This window comes from Pseudomonas sp. MT3, from assembly GCF_054720805.1.
Map to the genome: position 1 here is coordinate 125,104 of NZ_JBTVPY010000008.1, position 15,559 is coordinate 140,662.

The window sequence follows — 15,559 nt, forward strand, 5'->3', positions numbered from 1 at the left end:
ATTACATCACTGCTTTTGTTAGAGATGCTGCTATTTCTTCTTGAACTTCCTCTGATAGATAAGGATGCATTGGGAGAGATATTACTTGTTCTGCCAAGTTGTCGCCGACGGGCAGTATGGCTGAATGGTCCGCTACTGCCGGTTGTTTATTAAGGGGGATCGGGTAGTGTACCATTGTTGGCACACCTAGAGACTCTAGTTTTTCTCTAGTGATGTCTCTATTCGCAACGCTAATGGTGTACTGTGCCCAAGCGCTGATATTGTAGGCGGCGATGCCTGGCGTAGTTAGTGACTTATTCCCATGTAAAAGAGTTGTATATTTTTCGGCAACTTTATTTCTGAGTTCTATTTCGCTGTCTAAAATTTCTAGCTTAGGTAAGAGAATTGCGGCTTGTAATGTGTCAAGACGACTATTTATCCCAATCCGGATGTGGTGATAGCGGCGGTCTTGACCATGACGGGCGACCTGGCGTATAACTTTTGCCAGCTCTTCGTCATTAGTGAAAATTGCTCCGCCATCCCCATAGCAACCCAAAGGCTTGCTAGGGAAAAAGCTAGTGCAAGAGATAGTAGTCAAGTTGCAAGAGCGCTTATTCTTATAGGTTGCGCCAAAGCTCTGTGCTGCATCCTCAATCACCGGAATTCCATGCTTGGCAGCAATCGAATTGATTGCGTCGAAGTCAGCGCATTGACCATACAGCGAAACTGGAATAATTGCCTTGGTACGTGGGGTGATTGCAGCTTCAAGCAATTTGGGGTCAAGGTTATATGTGCGTGGATCTATATCCACATAGACCGGTTTGGCGCCAAGTAGGGCCACGGTCTCGGCTGTAGCTATATAAGTGAACCCGGGTGTGATGACTTCATCGCCATGACCAATCCCTAAAGCCATCTGCGCAATCTGCAGAGCATCGGTACCGTTGGCACAGGTAATGCAGTATTTTGCTCCAGTGAAGGCGGCAAGCTTTTCCTCGAGTTCAGCCACTTCCGGGCCGAGGATATATTGTCCATGAGCCAGAACCCGCTGAATACCGGCATCAATCTTGTCCTTGATACGGGCTTGTTGAACTTTCAGATCGATGAATTCAATCATTTACTGCGCATCCACTTTATTCAGTCCATTGTCACTCAATACATAGCATGAGCCCGTGTGTGGACAGGCCACCTGTCCCTTTCCATGAAGTGGCAACTCGAGTTGCTCACCAAATTCACTCATCCAGCCGATTTGGCGTGCCGGTACACCGACCATCAGGGCGTAAGCAGGTACATCCTTGTTGATCACCGCGCCTGCCCCGATAAAGGCGAACTCGCCAATGGTCACGCCACAAACGATGGTGCAATTAGCGCCAAGGGTAGCGCCACGCTTCACCAAGGTGTCTCGGTATTGGCTCTTGCGCTCGATCAGGGAGCGCGGGTTGTAGACGTTGGTGAAAACCATGCTTGGGCCGCAGAACACACCCTCTTCGAGGGTAACGTTATCGTAGACGGAAACGTTGTTCTGCACTTTGCAGTGATCGCCAATCACTACCTTGTTTCCGACAAATACGTTCTGGCCAAGGGAGACGCCCTTGCCAATGCGCGCTCCGCTACAAACGTGAACGAAGTGCCAGACTCGCGAACCATCGCCGATCTGCGCGCCATCGTCGATGATGGCGGAAGGATGCACCTGATAGCTCATGGGGACCTCAGCGATTCAGGTTCTTGAGGAACGGGTGGCCTTCGTCGTTCTGTACGCCAGCGATCGCGGAGGAACGAATGGTGTTGACGGTCTCCACGCAATGACGCGCATCTTCGATGCCATAGCCTCGCCCTGCGAGGATTTCCTGGTAGCTGGTAGTATGCAGATCCGTGAAGCCTTCCGAGAATTCCATTTCCTCACCATTGACAGTGATGGAGCGGTAAGTGGGCTTCTTTCCTTTTACCGAGTCAGGCAGATCATTGGCATCGATAGAGAGGAACCAGCGGACCCGGGCCTTTTCGTATTCGAGATAGCCGGCGGCCTTGTTCTCGGCGGTGAAGTGCACCACGTTGCGCTGCAACTTGCCGAAGATGAAGTGCAACATATCGTAGAAGTGCACGCCGATATTGGTTGCGACGCCGAAGGATTTGCGCGGGTCGCCTTTCCAGCTCTCCATGTACCACTTGCCACGACTGGTGATGTAAGTCAGCTCCACATCGTACTTATGGCTGGCGTTTTCGCGGGCTACCTTGTCCTTCAGGTCGAGAATCGCCTGGTGGTGGCGCAGCTGCAGAATGTTGTAGACGCGCTTGTCGGTTTCTTGCTCGATCAACGCCAGTTCATCCAGGATTTCGGGCGTTGGAACCAGGGGTTTTTCGCAAATCACATCACAGCCCAGACGCAGGCCTGCGGCGATATGGGCATGGTGCAGATAATTGGGTGTACAGATCGAAACGTAATCGAGCGCAGTTGCCGGATCGCGCTTGATGCGGTGGGCATGCTCAAGAAAACGCTCGAACTCGGTAAAAAACTCACTTTGTGGCGAAATGCTGTCGATGATGCCGACCGAGTCGTTGATGTCGTAGGCAGAAACCAGCACGTTGCCAGTGTCCTTGATGGCGCGCATGTGGCGGGGGGCGATGTAGCCGGCAGCACCGATCAGGGCGAAATTTTTCATGGGTATTCCTTTCGAGTCGAGCGCCTTGCAAGGCAGTTGGACCTTGCAGGGCAGGAGTTGCTTGACGACAAATCAGGCCTTGATGATGTGCTCGGCCGGGGCCCGGTATTTGCCACGGCTGTCGACGACCAGCCGAGCATGCTGCTTGATCAGTTCATAGTCGAACTTGTCGTGATCGGTGGCCAGTATCACGGCGTCAAAGCTGGCTAGGTTTTCGGCAGTCAATGCTTCGCTGCTCAGCTCGAAATGGTGTTCGCGCATTTTCGGGAAGACGGGGACGTGCGGGTCGCTGTAGGCAACAATACCGCCTTTCTCCTCGATCAATTCCATGATTTCCACGGAGGGCGATTCCCGCATGTCATCGACGTTCTTCTTGTAGGCGATGCCTAGTACTAGAACCCGGCTCCCCTTCAGCGCCTTGCCGCTGTCATTGAGCCCATCCATCAGCTTGCTAAGGACATACTCCGGCATTGCCCGATTGACCTCGCCGGAAAGCTCGATGAAGCGGGTATGCAGGCCATATTCGCGAGCCTTCCAGGTCAGGTAGAAGGGGTCAATGGGGATGCAATGACCGCCCAGGCCGGGCCCTGGATAGTAGGCGGTGAAGCCGAACGGCTTGGTGGCGGCAGCATCGACCACTTCGAAGATGTCAATGCCCATGCGATCGGCAACAATCTTCATTTCATTGACCAGGCCAATGTTGACCGCACGATGGATATTTTCCAGCAGCTTGGTCATTTCTGCGGCTTTGGTTGATGTAACGGGGACTACCTGATCGATTGCTTGCTCATACAAAGCAATACCAACTTCCAAGCAAGCAGGTGTGTGGCCACCAATAACCTTTGGAATGGTGCGGGTTTCAAAGTTTGGATTGCCCGGGTCTTCCCGCTCAGGCGAATATACGAGGAAGATATTTTCCCCTACCACCAAGCCGCCCTCTTGCACGCGCGGCAAGAGTTCCTCTTCCGTAGTGCCAGGATAGGTGGTGCTCTCCAGCGAAACGACCTGGCCTGCACGCAGATATGGCTTGAGTGCGTCGGTCGTATTGATTACGAAACTCATATCCGGTTCACGGTATTTGTTCAGCGGAGTCGGAACGCAGAGAATCAGAGCGTCGCACTCGGCGACACGGCTGAAGTCGCAAGTTGCGGTAAATCCACTCGCTCGGGCAGCAAGAATCTTCTCGGCGGAGATGTGCTCAATATAGCTCTCGCCGGCATTGAGCATGGTTACTTTGCTTTCATCAATATCGATACCGAGCACATTGAAGCCAATTGCGTTATAACGCAGCATCAGCGGCAAGCCAACGTATCCCATACCAACTATGCCAATAATGGAGTCCTTGGACTTGAGGCGCTCAATTGTTGCTTTGTACATATGTTAAATTCCATTTAATACAATGATGGAAGATTTCTTGTCGGAGAACTCCGAAAACGATCCGATCATCTTGAGGCGTCGTATGATTGGCATCGTTATTAACCTTGTTTCGCAGTTCTTCTAAGTAATACGGAGCGAATAAGTGCAACAAACACGCCAAGCATTCCACCCAAGACCAGTCCCAGTGCCACAATAAGTGCCTTTTTGGGTTTAATCGGGGTCTGCGGCACTTCCGCGCTGCTATCCAGGGTGTACACCGAAACGTTGTCCGGATTCACGTCCACGCCGCGGAGGAACGCCATCTGATTTTCCAGCCCGCGCAGTTCGGGGATGAAGGGGTCGTCATTCTTGCGCTGTTCCAGCACGCTCAACTCGGCACGTATGGCCTTGGCGCCGCGCATGTACATCAGGTTGCCATCCATGAACTGGGCCAGATCGCCATCGGACGAGGTCTTGCCAGCCGTGACCTGGGGGGCATCGATGCCGACCGTTTCAGCCACTTGCTGCGCCTCGCGCAAGCGAATGATGCGGTCTTCTCGGCGCTTCTGTGCACTGGCACGCAGCACTTCGATCTGCCGCTCAATGGATTGCGCCTTGGTGCCGATCTCGGTCAACAGGTTGGCCTTCATATCGGCTTCGGTCTTCTCCTCCACCATGCTTACATAGCGGTTCGCCCAGTCAGCGGCGGTTTGCGGGTCTTCATGCTGCACTGTGACGGTGAAGTAGTCGGGGTTGTTCTTGGCGTCCGGCGCCTTTACCGTCAGCAGGTCGTTGAAGCGGATCCATAGCCGATCCTGGGCCTCATTGGCTACGGCTTCCTTCAAGCTGGGCAGGTAGGCTTTCTGGAACAGCTCTCGCTTGACGCCGTCTGACAGCAGATTGAGCTTGAATACCCGATAAACGTCTCCGACGTTGTACTCATTCAGATTGGCTTCGCGCCTTCCCAGGTTGTAGCCCGCGATATCGCTCAGTCGCGGAGGCAGCACCCCGGACTTGGCTTCATAGGTTGGCGTACTGAGCAAGGCAAAGGCGACAGCGCAGGCTACTGCAATGGCGGTAATGGCGGCAATTAGCCACTTCTGCTGCCAGAGGCCTTGGAATAACTCGATCAGATCGATCTCATCGTGCTGATTGCTTGGGCTAGCTGAGGTCAACTTGGGCTCCGCTTCTTATAGGCATTGGCTCTGGCCTCGGGCGGAAACCTTTGGGGCTGTAGCCGACCGGGCTGGAACACGGGTTAACGAGCAGGCACTCCGTAGTGCCGCTACGCCCCGCAACGAGCGGGGACTCTCAGGGTCTTACAACCTCTACGACGCGACTTCCCGGGATAGGGCGGTGTCGCGGTGTTTCTGCCAGCGCCTGCTTGGCCGCCGGACCTCCATGTACGATTCGTACCACTGGCGCCCAATGGGGCAGGCCGGCAACGAAGCGAATAAATCCATTCTGATCCGCATGAGCGGGCCGCATATGATATGAACTTGCACACGAATGTCATAGCACTGCCTGTCCATTTCCACGCATCGGCTTTTGGGGACCGACGTGCTGGAACCGCCTGTTGGCTGTGACGCCGAGCAAACGTTGCGTCTGACATCGCCCAGCCTGGTCTTGGTTGACGATAGGGGTACAGGAGCCCACGTCATTGCTGACGGTCATGAGGCTCGGCCGGCAGGTTAGACCTCGATGGGGTCAAAAAATGCGACTGGGCGATGACGGCGTCCGTTGGAGTGCCTTCAGGTGGATGCAGTCTGCGAGCGTCGAGCAACGCGTCAGGCGGAAACACAAAGGCCCGCTACGAGGCGGGCCTTTGTGTTTGGATCTGATGGTGCCGGCACCAGGAGTCGAACCCGGGACCTACTGATTACAAGTCAGTTGCTCTACCAGCTGAGCTATACCGGCAAGGAGGGTGGCCATTATAGCGGCGCGGCCTTGGGTGTAAACCACTGATTTTACAGTGTGATGCAGTACCCGATCAGTGCCCTCCCGCCGTTGCTGCGCCAGGTTTGGCGCCGAACGGCGGCTTGGCCAGGCAGATGACCACCAGCATGGCGAGGAACAGCCAGCCGAGCAGGGTGAAGTAGTCGATGGTGGAGATCATGTAGGCCTGGCTTTCCACCATGCGTTCCAGCAGCGCGGCGCTGTGTTGGCCGGGGCCGCCCAGTTGGTCGATGGCGGCTCGGGTGGCCGGGTCGTACTCGCTGAGGTTTTCGCTCAGGTGGGCGTGGTGCATGGTCGCGCGGCGGTTCCACAGCCAGGTGGTCAGGGATGCGGCGAAGCTGCCGGCCAGGGTGCGCAGGAAGGTGGCCAGGCCCGAGCCGTCGGCGATCTGGTCGGGCGGCAGGTCCGAGAGCAGGATGCTGAGGATCGGCATGAAGAAGAAGGCTACGCCCAGGCCCATGAGCATCTGCACCAGGGCGACGTGGGTGAAATCGACTTCGGTGGTGAAGTTGGCGCGCATGAAGCAGGTTGCGGCCATCGTCAGGAAGGCGAGGCCGGCGAGCACGCGCAGGTCGAAGTTTTGTGCGTAGCGTCCGACGATCGGTGAGAGGAACACCGGCAGGAAGCCGATCGGCGCCGCCGCCAGGCCCGCCCAGGTGGCGGTGTAGCCCATCTGTGTCTGCAGCCACAGCGGCACCAGCAGGCCTATGCCGAAGAAGCCGGCGTAGCCGCCGACCAGGGCCAGGGTGCCGGTGGTGAAGTTGCGGTGCACGAACAGCCGCAGGTTGACGATCGGATGACGGTCGGTCAGTTCCCAGATTACGAACACGGCCAAGGCGATCACCGCGACCGCCGTGCCGCCGATGATGAAGTTGGATTCGAACCAGTCCAGGTCATTGCCCTTGTCGAGCACGATCTGCAAGGCGCCCACGCCCAGTACCAGCATCGCCAGGCCCATGTAGTCCATTGGCGCATGCTTGATCACCACCGGGCGCTCGCGCAGTTGCTGGTAGACCACCATTGCCGCGAACAGGCCGATGGGCACGTTGATGAAGAAGATCCACGGCCAGCTGTAGCTGTCGGTGATCCAGCCACCGAGGATCGGCCCGGCAATGGGCGCGACGACCGTCACCATTGCCAGCAGCGCCAGTGCCATTCCCCTTTTCGCCGGGGGGTAGATGGAGATCAGCAGGGTCTGGGTGATCGGGTACAGCGGGCCGGCGACGAAGCCCTGCAGTGCGCGGAAGCCCACCAGCATGCCCATCTGCTGCGCCACGCCGCACAGGAACGAGGCGATCACGAAGAGCAGGGTGGCGGCGATGAACAGCCGTACCTCGCCGACCTTCCGGCTAAGCCAGCCGGTCAGCGGCAGGGCGATGGCGTTGCTCACCGCGAAGGAGGTGATCACCCAGGTGCCTTGCTCGGAGCTGACCCCGAGGTTGCCGGAAATGGTCGGCAGCGCCACGTTGGCGATGGTGGTGTCCAGCACCTGCATGAAGGTCGCCAGCGACAGGCCGATGGTGGCCATGACCAGGCTGGGTGGGGAGAAGCTGCTGTTCTGGCTCATGGCGTCGGGGGCATCAGCGCTGGGCGGTGCGGTGGTTGGCGTCGGCCAGGTTGGCGTGGATCAGCTGTTCGATCAGTTGATCGGCAGAGGCCAGTTGCTGCTGGTAGACGTCGGTGGAGAACAGCGCCTCGCGCGGCGATTGCTGGGCCAGGGCGGGACCGCTCTGGTCGTGCAGGTTGACGTTGACGTCCATCGACAGACCGATGCGCAGCGGGTGCCTGGCCAGCTCGTCCGGGCTGATGCGGATGCGCACGGGCACGCGCTGGACGATCTTGATCCAGTTGCCGGTGGCGTTCTGTGCCGGCAGCAGGGAGAACGCGCTGCCGGTGCCGACGCCAAGGCTGTCGACGGTGCCGGAGTACTTCACTTCGCTGCCGTAGAGGTCGGAATGGATTTCCACCGGCTGGCCGATGCGCATGTGTTTGAGCTGGGTTTCCTTGAAGTTGGCGTCGATCCACACCTGGTCCAGCGGAATCACCGCCATCAGCGCGGCGCCTGGCTGCACGCGCTGGCCGACCTGCACGGTGCGCTTGGCAACGTAGCCGGTGACCGGGGCGATGATCACCGCGCGGGCGTCGTCCAGATAGGCTTGGCGCAGCTTGGCGGCGGAGGCCTTGACGTCCGGGTGAGAGCTGATGACGGTGTCGTCGACCAGCGCGCGGTTGGTGTCCAGCTGCTGTTCGGCACTGGTCAGCGAGCTGCGCGCGGTGTCCAGCGCGTCGCGGGCGTGGGCCAGTTCTTCCTGGGAGATGGCGCCATCGTTGGCGAGATTCTGCCGGCGCTTGAAGTCCGCTTCGGCCTTGGCCAGGGCAACTTTCTTCGCTGCCACGTCGGCCTTGTAGCCGTCGACGTTGCTGAACAGGCCACGCACCTGGCGCACGGTGCGTGCGAGGTTGGCTTCGGCCTGCTGCAGGGCGATATCGGCGTCGCTCGGGTCGAACTTCACCAGCACCTGGCCCTTGTGCACCAGGTCGCCGTCGTCGGCGCCGATGCTGACCACGGTGCCGGTGATCTGCGGGGTGATCTGCACGACGTTGCCGTTCACGTAGGCGTCGTCGGTGTCTTCGTGCCAGCGGCCGTAGAGGATTTGCCAGGCTGCGCTGGCGATGCCGGCCAGCACGACGACGGCGAGCAGGATCAGCAGCCAGCGCTTGCGCTTGGGATTGCTGCCCTGGATTTCTTGCGGTGCGGTGCTCATCTCGGATGCCTCGTTCAATGCGCAGCGGCCGCGTTCGCCTGGGCGAGCGGGGCGGGAGTGGAGGATGTGTCGGGCTGGTAGCCGCCGCCCAGGGCCTGGACCAGTTGCACCGAGAGGTCGATGCGCTGGGCGTCCAGATTGGCCAGTTGGCGTTCGGCGAGGAGTAGTTGCTGCTGCACGCTGAGGGCGTCGAGGTAGTTGCCGACGCCTTCGCCGTAGCGGCGCATGGCCAGGTCGAAGTTGGACTTGGCGATGTCCCGTGCCTCGCGCTGGTCATCGATCTGCTGTTCCAGCGAGCGCAACCGGCCGAGGTCGTCGGCGACTTCGCCGAGGGCGCCGACCAGGGTCTTGTTGTACTGGGCGACGGCCAGATCGTAGTCGGCATCCTTGCCGGCCAGGTTGGCGCGCAGGCGGCCACCATCGAAGATCGGCAGGGAAATCGCCGGGGCGATCTGGAAGAAGCGGCTCGGCGCCTTGAGTACGTCCTCGGTGTGCATCGCGGCCAGGCCGACCATCGCGCCGAGGTTGAGGTTCGGATAGAACTCGGTCCTGGCCGACTGGATGTCCTTGGTGCTCGCTTCGACACGCCAGCGCGCGGCGACGATGTCCGGGCGGCGCCCGAGCAGCTCGGCGGGCAGGTTGGAGGGCAGCGCCAGGGCGCCGGGGTTCAACACCTGCGGGCGTTGCAGGTTCTGCCCTCGGTCGGGGCCCTGGCCGAGCAGTACGGCCAGCGCAATGCGGTCGCTGGCGATCTCCTGTTCCGCGGCGGCCAGTTGCTGCTTGGCGCTGGCGACCTGGGTCTGCGTCTGCTGCAACTGGACCTTGCTGTCCAGTCCGGCATCCATGCGTTTCTGGCTGAGCTGGTAGAGGTGCTGCGAGCGCTCCAGCTCGTCACGGGCCAGGTCGCGGACGACGAAGGCGTGGGCCAGGTTGCTGTAGGCGCGGGCGACGTTGGTCGACAGGGTGATCGACGCGGCCTGGCGGTCGACTTCGGCGGCGTTGGCCTGGCCCAGGGCCGCTTCCCAGGCGGCGCGCTTGCCGCCCCACAGGTCCAGGTCGTAGTTGAAGCCCAGCGACAGGTACTTCACCGCGGTGTAGCGGCCGCCCATTGGTGCCGGCAGCACGCTTTCCGGAGCGCGGATGCCGGCGTAGCTGGCGGTACCCTTCACACTTGGCAGGCGGTCGGCATCCTGCGCCTGGGCGGCGGCGATGGCCTGGCGGGCGCGGGCGCTGGCGATATCCAGGTCGGGCGTGCCGCGCAGGGCTTCGTCGATCAGGCTATCCAGTTGCGGGTCGCCCAGGCTGCTCCACCAGCGCTGGCTGGGCCAGGCCGCGGGGGACAGCGGAACGCCTTCGAGGGTCGTCCCCGCTTTCAGGCTGGCGGGTTCGGTGGCCTGGCCGCTGGGCAACAGCCCGGACGAGCTGACGCAGCCCGCGAGGCTCAGCACGGCGCCGAGCACGCAGGCCGGCAGACGAGCGATGTGCAAGGGCGTCATGTTCTGCTCTCCTGCGGCGGGGCGATGGCTGCGGCGCCGTGGGCATGCAGGATCTTGTCGAGCAGGCTGGTCAAGGTGTACAGCTCCTCGCGGGTCAGGTGGCCGACCAGTTCATTCATCGCCGCAACGACAATCTGTGGCGCCAGGTCGTTCACGGCGTGGCCGGCCTCGCTCAGGTGCAGGCGCACGCTGCGGCGGTCGTGCTGGCAGGGCTGGCGGACCAACAGGTCCTTGCGTGCGAGCCGGTCGAGCATCCGCGTCATCGAGCCGCTGTCGATGGACAGCTCACGGCACAACTCGGCTGGGGTATTGGCGCGGTCGTGGCCGATGAAGAACAGCACCTTGAACTGGGCGGCGGTGATGTCCAGGTGCGCCAGGTGCTTGTCCAGCAGCCGATCCTTGAGGAGCGCGCTGGCGCCCAGCAGGTGGCCGATGGAGCCCTTGAAGGGGAAATCCGCAACGTCGTAGTGATTCATGACAAGACTAATAGCTGTCTAGGCAGAGAAGTTTTTCGAAATATTACTGCTTAGGCAGCAATTGACAAGGGTTGATTGTCTTTATGAAGGAACAATCAATTCCAATAATCGTGATTGGTGTGCCTGGAGCAACAGGTTCTATCTGGAGGGAGCATGAAAACCGAGGGCTTTATGCACAATGGCCTGCGTTTGGTTGTGGGAATCGAATATGCCCGCTGCGGCTCATTGCGACTTCTTCTAACAGACTGTTTTAAAAGGAATTAATGAGGCGCATCGGATGATGCTCAAGGAGCCTTGCCTCTGTCCGGGCTCGGCGTGAGCGCGATTTTTCTCGGGGATTTCAACAGAGTTATCCACAGCGGCTGTGGATGGATGTCTGGAACGCCCGTCTCAGAAGCGTTCCGCAAGCAGAAGCAGATTGCGAGGCGTCATGTTCGGGCTACAGAAGCTGCCGAGCGTGACCTCATAACCACGTTCCTGGAGAAAGAGCGCGCGATCGAGGAGCAGCCACAGCTCCATTGGGCGACGAAACAGCCCGCGCACCAGCTCCTGGTTGCGCACTACGGCCAGACGCCTCCAGCCTTGTGCCTCCAGGGCCTGCCAATCACGCTCGGCGGGCGCCGGCAGGCCTTTCAGTGCGGCCAGGTCGCGGCAGTAGTCGGCGAACGGTTTGTCGAGCCACACCGGCGAGACCGAGGGTACCGCGAGGTAGTCGTCGATGCCCCGTAGATCCCGTTGCAACAGGTCGAACGCCAGGCGGCGCGCCATCGAGTTGTCGCGCTGCCGGCGTACACGGGCGCCGGCGGTGACGGTTTCGGCCTGCGCCAGGCGCAGGTCGTCTCGCGACAACCGCAGTCCGGAGCCTTGCGCGGCGCTGGAAAGCGCGCGGTAGTCGTCGCGGTCGATGCGGTTGTAACAGCAAGGCGCGACGGCCAGTTGGCGGCAGCCGCGTTCGCTGGCCAGGTGCAGCAGCCGCACGTGCAGATCGCCGCAGGCGTGCAGGGCGACGGCGCTGTGCTCGGCTTGCAGGTGCTCGCTGGCATCGGGCGCGAGCACGTCCTGCTGGCGATGCTGGGCATGCAAGCGGAGCCGGTCACTCATGCGCTGGCCGTCGTCCACCAGGGCGGCGTCGAACTCCAGGCTGAGCAGCGGTGTTCCGTCCCGTGCCAGCAGGCGTCCCAGATGCCCCTTGCCGGCGCACCAGTCGAGCCATTGGCGTGCTGGCTGGGCGAAATTCAGGCGGCTGGCGAAGGCTTCGATCTGCTGCCACTTGCGTCCGGGGACGTCGACGCTCAGCGGGTTTGGCAGCTTGCCCAGAGGTGTCGCCGACAGTTCGCCGACGGCTGAAAGCTGGGCGGCCGTGGCGGCCAGTGCCGGGAAGGGGGCCGGGGCGTCTAGGCGTTCGGGCGTGTTGTGTAGCGCGTCGGCGTCTTCGAGGCTGCGCTTGCGCAGCCAGGCGGCCAGCTCGGGGTGGTCACGCTCCCAGGGCAACTCCCGCTGGGTGAACGGTTTCGGACGCCATAACGCCCGATGCTCCAGCAGGAAACCGTCCAGTGCCTGGAAGCGCTGGAGCAGGTCGGGGCCGGTCAGGGGAGTGTCGTTGGCGTGCACGGTGTGAAACGGGAGGAAGCCACGGGGCGCGCATTATAGCGGCCCCGCGGGCGAGCGGCGCGCCGGTCAGCGGCCCTGCATGGAGTCCACCTTCAGCCAGTGCTCCAGCAGGCGGAAGACGCGGGTCAGCAGCAGGGTGATGACCAGGTAGAACAGGCCGGCGAGGCAGAAGAACAGCATGGACTCGTAGGTGCGGGCGATGATGGTGCGGGTCATGCCCATGATGTCGAACAGGGTCACGGTGTACACCACGGCGCTGGCCTTGAGCATGAGGATCACCTCGTTGCTGTAGGCCGGCAGGGCGATGCGCGCGGCGCGCGGCAGGATGATGTGGAACAGCGTCTGGCGACGCGACATGCCCAGCGCGCGGGCGGCTTCCACTTCACCCACCGGGATGGCGTGGATGGCGCCGCGCAGGATTTCCGCGATGTAGGCCGCGGTGTGCAGCGTCATGGTCAGCAGCGCGCACCAGTAGGGATCACGCAGGTACGGCCAGAGCGGCCCCTTGCGTACGCTCTCGAACTGGGCGAGCCCGTAGTAGACGATGAACAGCTGCAGCAGCAGCGGGGTGCCGCGGAAGAAGAAGATGTAGGCATAGGGCACCGCGCGCACGTACCAGTGTCGCGAGGCACGGGCGATGCCCAGTGGCACCGCCAGGCACAGGCCGGCGACCACGGCGATGGCCAGCAGCTCCAGGGTCAGGGTGGCGCCCTGGAGCATCTTCGGCATCCATTTGAGGATCAGCTCGAGATCGGTCATAGCTCGTTCCTCACGAAGCCACGGCCGGCGCGGCGCTCGAGGTAGTGCAGGGCGACCATGATGAAGACGGTCAGGCCCAGGTAGATGAAGGCCGCGGTCATGTAGAAGGTGAAGGGTTCCTTGGTCGCGTTGGAGGCGACCTGCGCCTTGCGCATGATTTCGTCGAGGGTGATCAGCGAGACCAGGGCGGTGTCCTTCAGCAGGATCAGGTAGAGGTTGCCCAGGCCCGGCAGTGCCACGCGCCACACCTGCGGCAGCACGATGCGCCAGAAGATGCGCGGGGCGGAAAGGCCCAGCGCCTGGCCGGCCTCACGATGGCCCTTGGGGATCGCCAGCAGCGCGCCGCGGAACACCTCGGTGGCGTAGGCGCCGAAGCACAGGCCCAGGGCGCAGGTACCGGCGGCGAACGGCGACAGGGCGAGCTCGGGGTGGCCGAACAGGTCGCCGAGGGCGTTCAGGCCGCTCACGGTGCCGAAATAGATCATCAATACCCAGAGGGTCTCGGGTACGCCACGCACCACGGTGGTGTAGAAGCCGCCGAGCATGCGCAGGAAGGTGTTCTTGGATGTCTTGGCTATCGCGCCCAGCAGGCCGAGGATCAGGCCGACGCAGACTGCGGCGAGCGAAAGCTTGAGCGTCATCCAGGTGCCGGCGATCAGCTGATCGCCAAAGCCGTGCAGGTCGAAAATCATGGGGAATCACGCCTGGGGGCACGCGCCGCCCGAGTCCGGACGGCGCGGCACGTGCATCAATAGATGCTGAAGGGGAAGTACTTGTCGTTGATCTTCTTGTAGGTACCGTCGTCGACGATTTCCTTCAGGGCGGCGTTCAGCTTCTCGCGCAGCGGGTCGCCCTTGCGCACGGCGATGCCGATCTTGTCGTTGTCGAACACCGGCTCGCCCTTGAACTCGAAGTCTTTGCCGGAGTCGCTCTTGAGCCAGTCGTACTGCACGAACTTGTCGGCCAGCACGCCGTCGAGGCGGCCCGAGGAGAGGTCGAGGTAGGCGTTTTCCTGGGTGTCGTACAGCTTGATGGTGACGATGTCGGACATGTTGTCCTCAAGCCAGGTGCCGGCGACGGTCGCGCGCTGGGCGCCGATCACCTTGCCCTTGAGGTATTCCTTGTCGGTCTTGAAGGCGACCGACTTGGGCGCCACGAACTGCAGCTTGTTGGTGTAGTACGGGTTGGTGAAGTCCACCGCCTGCTTGCGTTCGTCGGTGATCGACATGGATGCGACGATGAAGTCGAACTTCTTGGCGTTCAGGGCGGGGATGATGCCGTCCCAGTCGGAGGTGACGACGTCGCACTCGGTCTTCATCTTGGCGCACAGGGCCTTGGCGATGTCGACGTCGAAGCCGATGACCTGGCCGCTGGCGTCGATGCCGTTGAAGGGCGGGTAGGCGCCTTCGGTGCCGATGCGCAGTTTCTCCGCGGCGATGGCATTGCCCCCAATTGCCAGGGTGGCCGCGACAGCCAGAAGGATCTTCTTATAGTTTTTCATGCAGTGATGCTCCGTTAGCGGTGGCTGGACATGAATTGTTTACAGCGTGCCGATTGCGGGTTGTCAAATACCTGCTGCGGCGGTCCCTGCTCTTCTACCAGGCCCTGGTGGAGGAACACCACCTCGCTGGAAACCTGGCGGGCAAAGTTCATTTCGTGGGTGACCAGCAGCATGGTGCGGCCTTCCTCGGCGAGCGCGCGGATAACGTTAAGCACTTCCTGGACCATTTCCGGGTCCAGTGCGGACGTCGGCTCGTCGAAGAGAATGACCTTGGGCTGCATCGCCAGGGTACGGGCGATGGCGGCGCGCTGCTGCTGGCCGCCGGAAAGCTGCGCGGGGAAGCTGTGGCGCTTGTCGGAGATGCCGACCTTGGCCAGCAGGGCCTCGGCGATCTCGGTGGCTTCGGCGCGCGTCTTGCCCAGCACACGGCGCGGCGCCTCGATGATGTTGTCGAGGATGCTCATGTGCGGCCAGAGGTTGAAGTTCTGGAAGACGAAGCCCAGTTCGCTGCGCAGGCGGTTGATCTGCTTGCCGTCGGCGGCCACCAGCGATCCGTCCTTGGTCTTCTTCAGCTTGAGCTCTTCGCCGGCGACCAGGATCTGGCCCTGGTGCGGGTTCTCCAGCAGGTTGATGCAGCGCAGGAAGGTGGATTTACCGGAACCGGAGGAGCCGAGGATGGAAATGACGTCGCCGTCACGGGCAGTCAGGGAAATGCCTTTGAGCACTTCCAAGTCACCGTAACGCTTGTGCAGGTTACGGATTTCCAGCGCGGGTATGGCCTCGGCCATAGGGGGCTCCTCTATTGTTATTAGGACGCTCTCGCAGTGGGGATACTGCAGAATCGGGGCCATCCTGGCGAGGGGCAAGCTAACACGCGTCCCAAGGTGCGCCAAGCGCCCATCCGTCGCGGCTCCCCGGGATAGTGGCAAGTTGTCGCATTGCCACAGTGTGTTGTCGCCTGGGCTGAACTAGCGGCTCGGGTCGGGGTAGTGCGTTGCGGGGG

At 61.2% G+C, this 15,559-nt stretch carries 14 protein-coding genes and 1 tRNA gene; all 15 read right to left on the reverse strand.

Annotated features, from left to right (window positions below):
• Position 1: 1 nt before the first annotated feature.
• Positions 2-1,093, reverse strand: a complete 1,092-nt coding sequence (locus ACYCAX_RS10450; protein WP_460247947.1) for a DegT/DnrJ/EryC1/StrS family aminotransferase — start codon at positions 1,091-1,093, stop codon at positions 2-4.
• On the reverse strand, positions 1,094-1,678 hold the full coding sequence (wbpD, locus tag ACYCAX_RS10455; RefSeq protein ID WP_460247948.1) for a UDP-2-acetamido-3-amino-2,3-dideoxy-D-glucuronate N-acetyltransferase: 585 nt from the start codon (positions 1,676-1,678) through the stop codon (positions 1,094-1,096).
• Positions 1,679-1,685: 7 nt separating this feature from the next.
• Positions 1,686-2,636 (reverse strand): UDP-N-acetyl-2-amino-2-deoxy-D-glucuronate oxidase, encoded by a 951-nt coding sequence (gene wbpB, locus ACYCAX_RS10460; protein WP_460247949.1) that lies wholly within the window; start codon positions 2,634-2,636, stop codon positions 1,686-1,688.
• Between the two features lie 72 nt (positions 2,637-2,708).
• Entirely contained in the window at positions 2,709-4,013 is a 1,305-nt protein-coding gene (wbpA, locus tag ACYCAX_RS10465) for a UDP-N-acetyl-D-glucosamine 6-dehydrogenase (protein WP_460247950.1), read from the reverse strand.
• A 98-nt stretch (positions 4,014-4,111) separates the two neighbouring features.
• On the reverse strand, positions 4,112-5,167 hold the full coding sequence (locus ACYCAX_RS10470; RefSeq protein WP_460247951.1) for an LPS O-antigen chain length determinant protein WzzB: 1,056 nt from the start codon (positions 5,165-5,167) through the stop codon (positions 4,112-4,114).
• Positions 5,168-5,833: 666 nt separating this feature from the next.
• A tRNA-Thr gene (locus tag ACYCAX_RS10475) sits at positions 5,834-5,909 on the reverse strand.
• Between the two features lie 73 nt (positions 5,910-5,982).
• The gene (locus tag ACYCAX_RS10480) at positions 5,983-7,515 is read right to left on the reverse strand and encodes a DHA2 family efflux MFS transporter permease subunit (RefSeq protein WP_460247952.1); all 1,533 of its coding nucleotides are present in this window, start codon (positions 7,513-7,515) and stop codon (positions 5,983-5,985) included.
• A gap of 13 nt (positions 7,516-7,528) precedes the next feature.
• On the reverse strand, positions 7,529-8,713 hold the full coding sequence (locus tag ACYCAX_RS10485; RefSeq protein WP_460247953.1) for an HlyD family secretion protein: 1,185 nt from the start codon (positions 8,711-8,713) through the stop codon (positions 7,529-7,531).
• 14 nt (positions 8,714-8,727) lie between these two features.
• A complete protein-coding gene (locus ACYCAX_RS10490; RefSeq protein ID WP_460247954.1) occupies positions 8,728-10,209 on the reverse strand; it encodes an efflux transporter outer membrane subunit in 1,482 nt (493 codons plus the stop codon).
• Positions 10,206-10,685: a MarR family winged helix-turn-helix transcriptional regulator gene (locus ACYCAX_RS10495; RefSeq protein WP_460247955.1), complete on the reverse strand. Its 480-nt coding sequence runs from the start codon at positions 10,683-10,685 to the stop codon at positions 10,206-10,208. Before ACYCAX_RS10495 ends, ACYCAX_RS10490 begins: the two co-directional genes overlap by 4 nt.
• 390 nt (positions 10,686-11,075) lie before the next feature.
• A complete protein-coding gene (locus ACYCAX_RS10500) occupies positions 11,076-12,296 on the reverse strand; it encodes a methyltransferase (RefSeq protein ID WP_460247956.1) in 1,221 nt (406 codons plus the stop codon).
• 66 nt (positions 12,297-12,362) lie between these two features.
• Positions 12,363-13,055, reverse strand: coding sequence for an ABC transporter permease (locus ACYCAX_RS10505; RefSeq protein WP_460247957.1), 693 nt, complete (start codon positions 13,053-13,055; stop codon positions 12,363-12,365).
• Positions 13,052-13,747, reverse strand: a complete 696-nt coding sequence (locus tag ACYCAX_RS10510) for an ABC transporter permease (RefSeq protein WP_460247958.1) — start codon at positions 13,745-13,747, stop codon at positions 13,052-13,054. The genes ACYCAX_RS10505 and ACYCAX_RS10510 overlap by 4 nt, the downstream gene beginning before the upstream one ends.
• A gap of 56 nt (positions 13,748-13,803) precedes the next feature.
• Positions 13,804-14,556: an ABC transporter substrate-binding protein gene (locus tag ACYCAX_RS10515; protein WP_460247959.1), complete on the reverse strand. Its 753-nt coding sequence runs from the start codon at positions 14,554-14,556 to the stop codon at positions 13,804-13,806.
• A gap of 14 nt (positions 14,557-14,570) precedes the next feature.
• A complete protein-coding gene (locus ACYCAX_RS10520) occupies positions 14,571-15,344 on the reverse strand; it encodes an ABC transporter ATP-binding protein (protein WP_460247960.1) in 774 nt (257 codons plus the stop codon).
• Positions 15,345-15,559 lie beyond the last annotated feature (215 nt).

Excerpts from the sequence above, each read along its gene's own strand:
- ACYCAX_RS10450 (WP_460247947.1), bottom strand. The coding sequence starts at position 1,093 with ATGATTGAATTCATCGATCTGAAAGTTCAACAAGCCCGTATCAAGGAC.
- wbpD (WP_460247948.1), bottom strand. The coding sequence starts at position 1,678 with ATGAGCTATCAGGTGCATCCTTCCGCCATCATCGACGATGGCGCGCAG.
- wbpB (WP_460247949.1), bottom strand. The coding sequence starts at position 2,636 with ATGAAAAATTTCGCCCTGATCGGTGCTGCCGGCTACATCGCCCCCCGC.
- wbpA (WP_460247950.1), bottom strand. The coding sequence starts at position 4,013 with ATGTACAAAGCAACAATTGAGCGCCTCAAGTCCAAGGACTCCATTATT.
- ACYCAX_RS10480 (WP_460247952.1), bottom strand. The coding sequence starts at position 7,515 with ATGAGCCAGAACAGCAGCTTCTCCCCACCCAGCCTGGTCATGGCCACC.
- ACYCAX_RS10485 (WP_460247953.1), bottom strand. The coding sequence starts at position 8,713 with ATGAGCACCGCACCGCAAGAAATCCAGGGCAGCAATCCCAAGCGCAAG.
- ACYCAX_RS10490 (WP_460247954.1), bottom strand. The coding sequence starts at position 10,209 with ATGACGCCCTTGCACATCGCTCGTCTGCCGGCCTGCGTGCTCGGCGCC.
- ACYCAX_RS10495 (WP_460247955.1), bottom strand. The coding sequence starts at position 10,685 with ATGAATCACTACGACGTTGCGGATTTCCCCTTCAAGGGCTCCATCGGC.
- ACYCAX_RS10505 (WP_460247957.1), bottom strand. The coding sequence starts at position 13,055 with ATGACCGATCTCGAGCTGATCCTCAAATGGATGCCGAAGATGCTCCAG.
- ACYCAX_RS10510 (WP_460247958.1), bottom strand. The coding sequence starts at position 13,747 with ATGATTTTCGACCTGCACGGCTTTGGCGATCAGCTGATCGCCGGCACC.
- ACYCAX_RS10515 (WP_460247959.1), bottom strand. The coding sequence starts at position 14,556 with ATGAAAAACTATAAGAAGATCCTTCTGGCTGTCGCGGCCACCCTGGCA.
- ACYCAX_RS10520 (WP_460247960.1), bottom strand. The coding sequence starts at position 15,344 with ATGGCCGAGGCCATACCCGCGCTGGAAATCCGTAACCTGCACAAGCGT.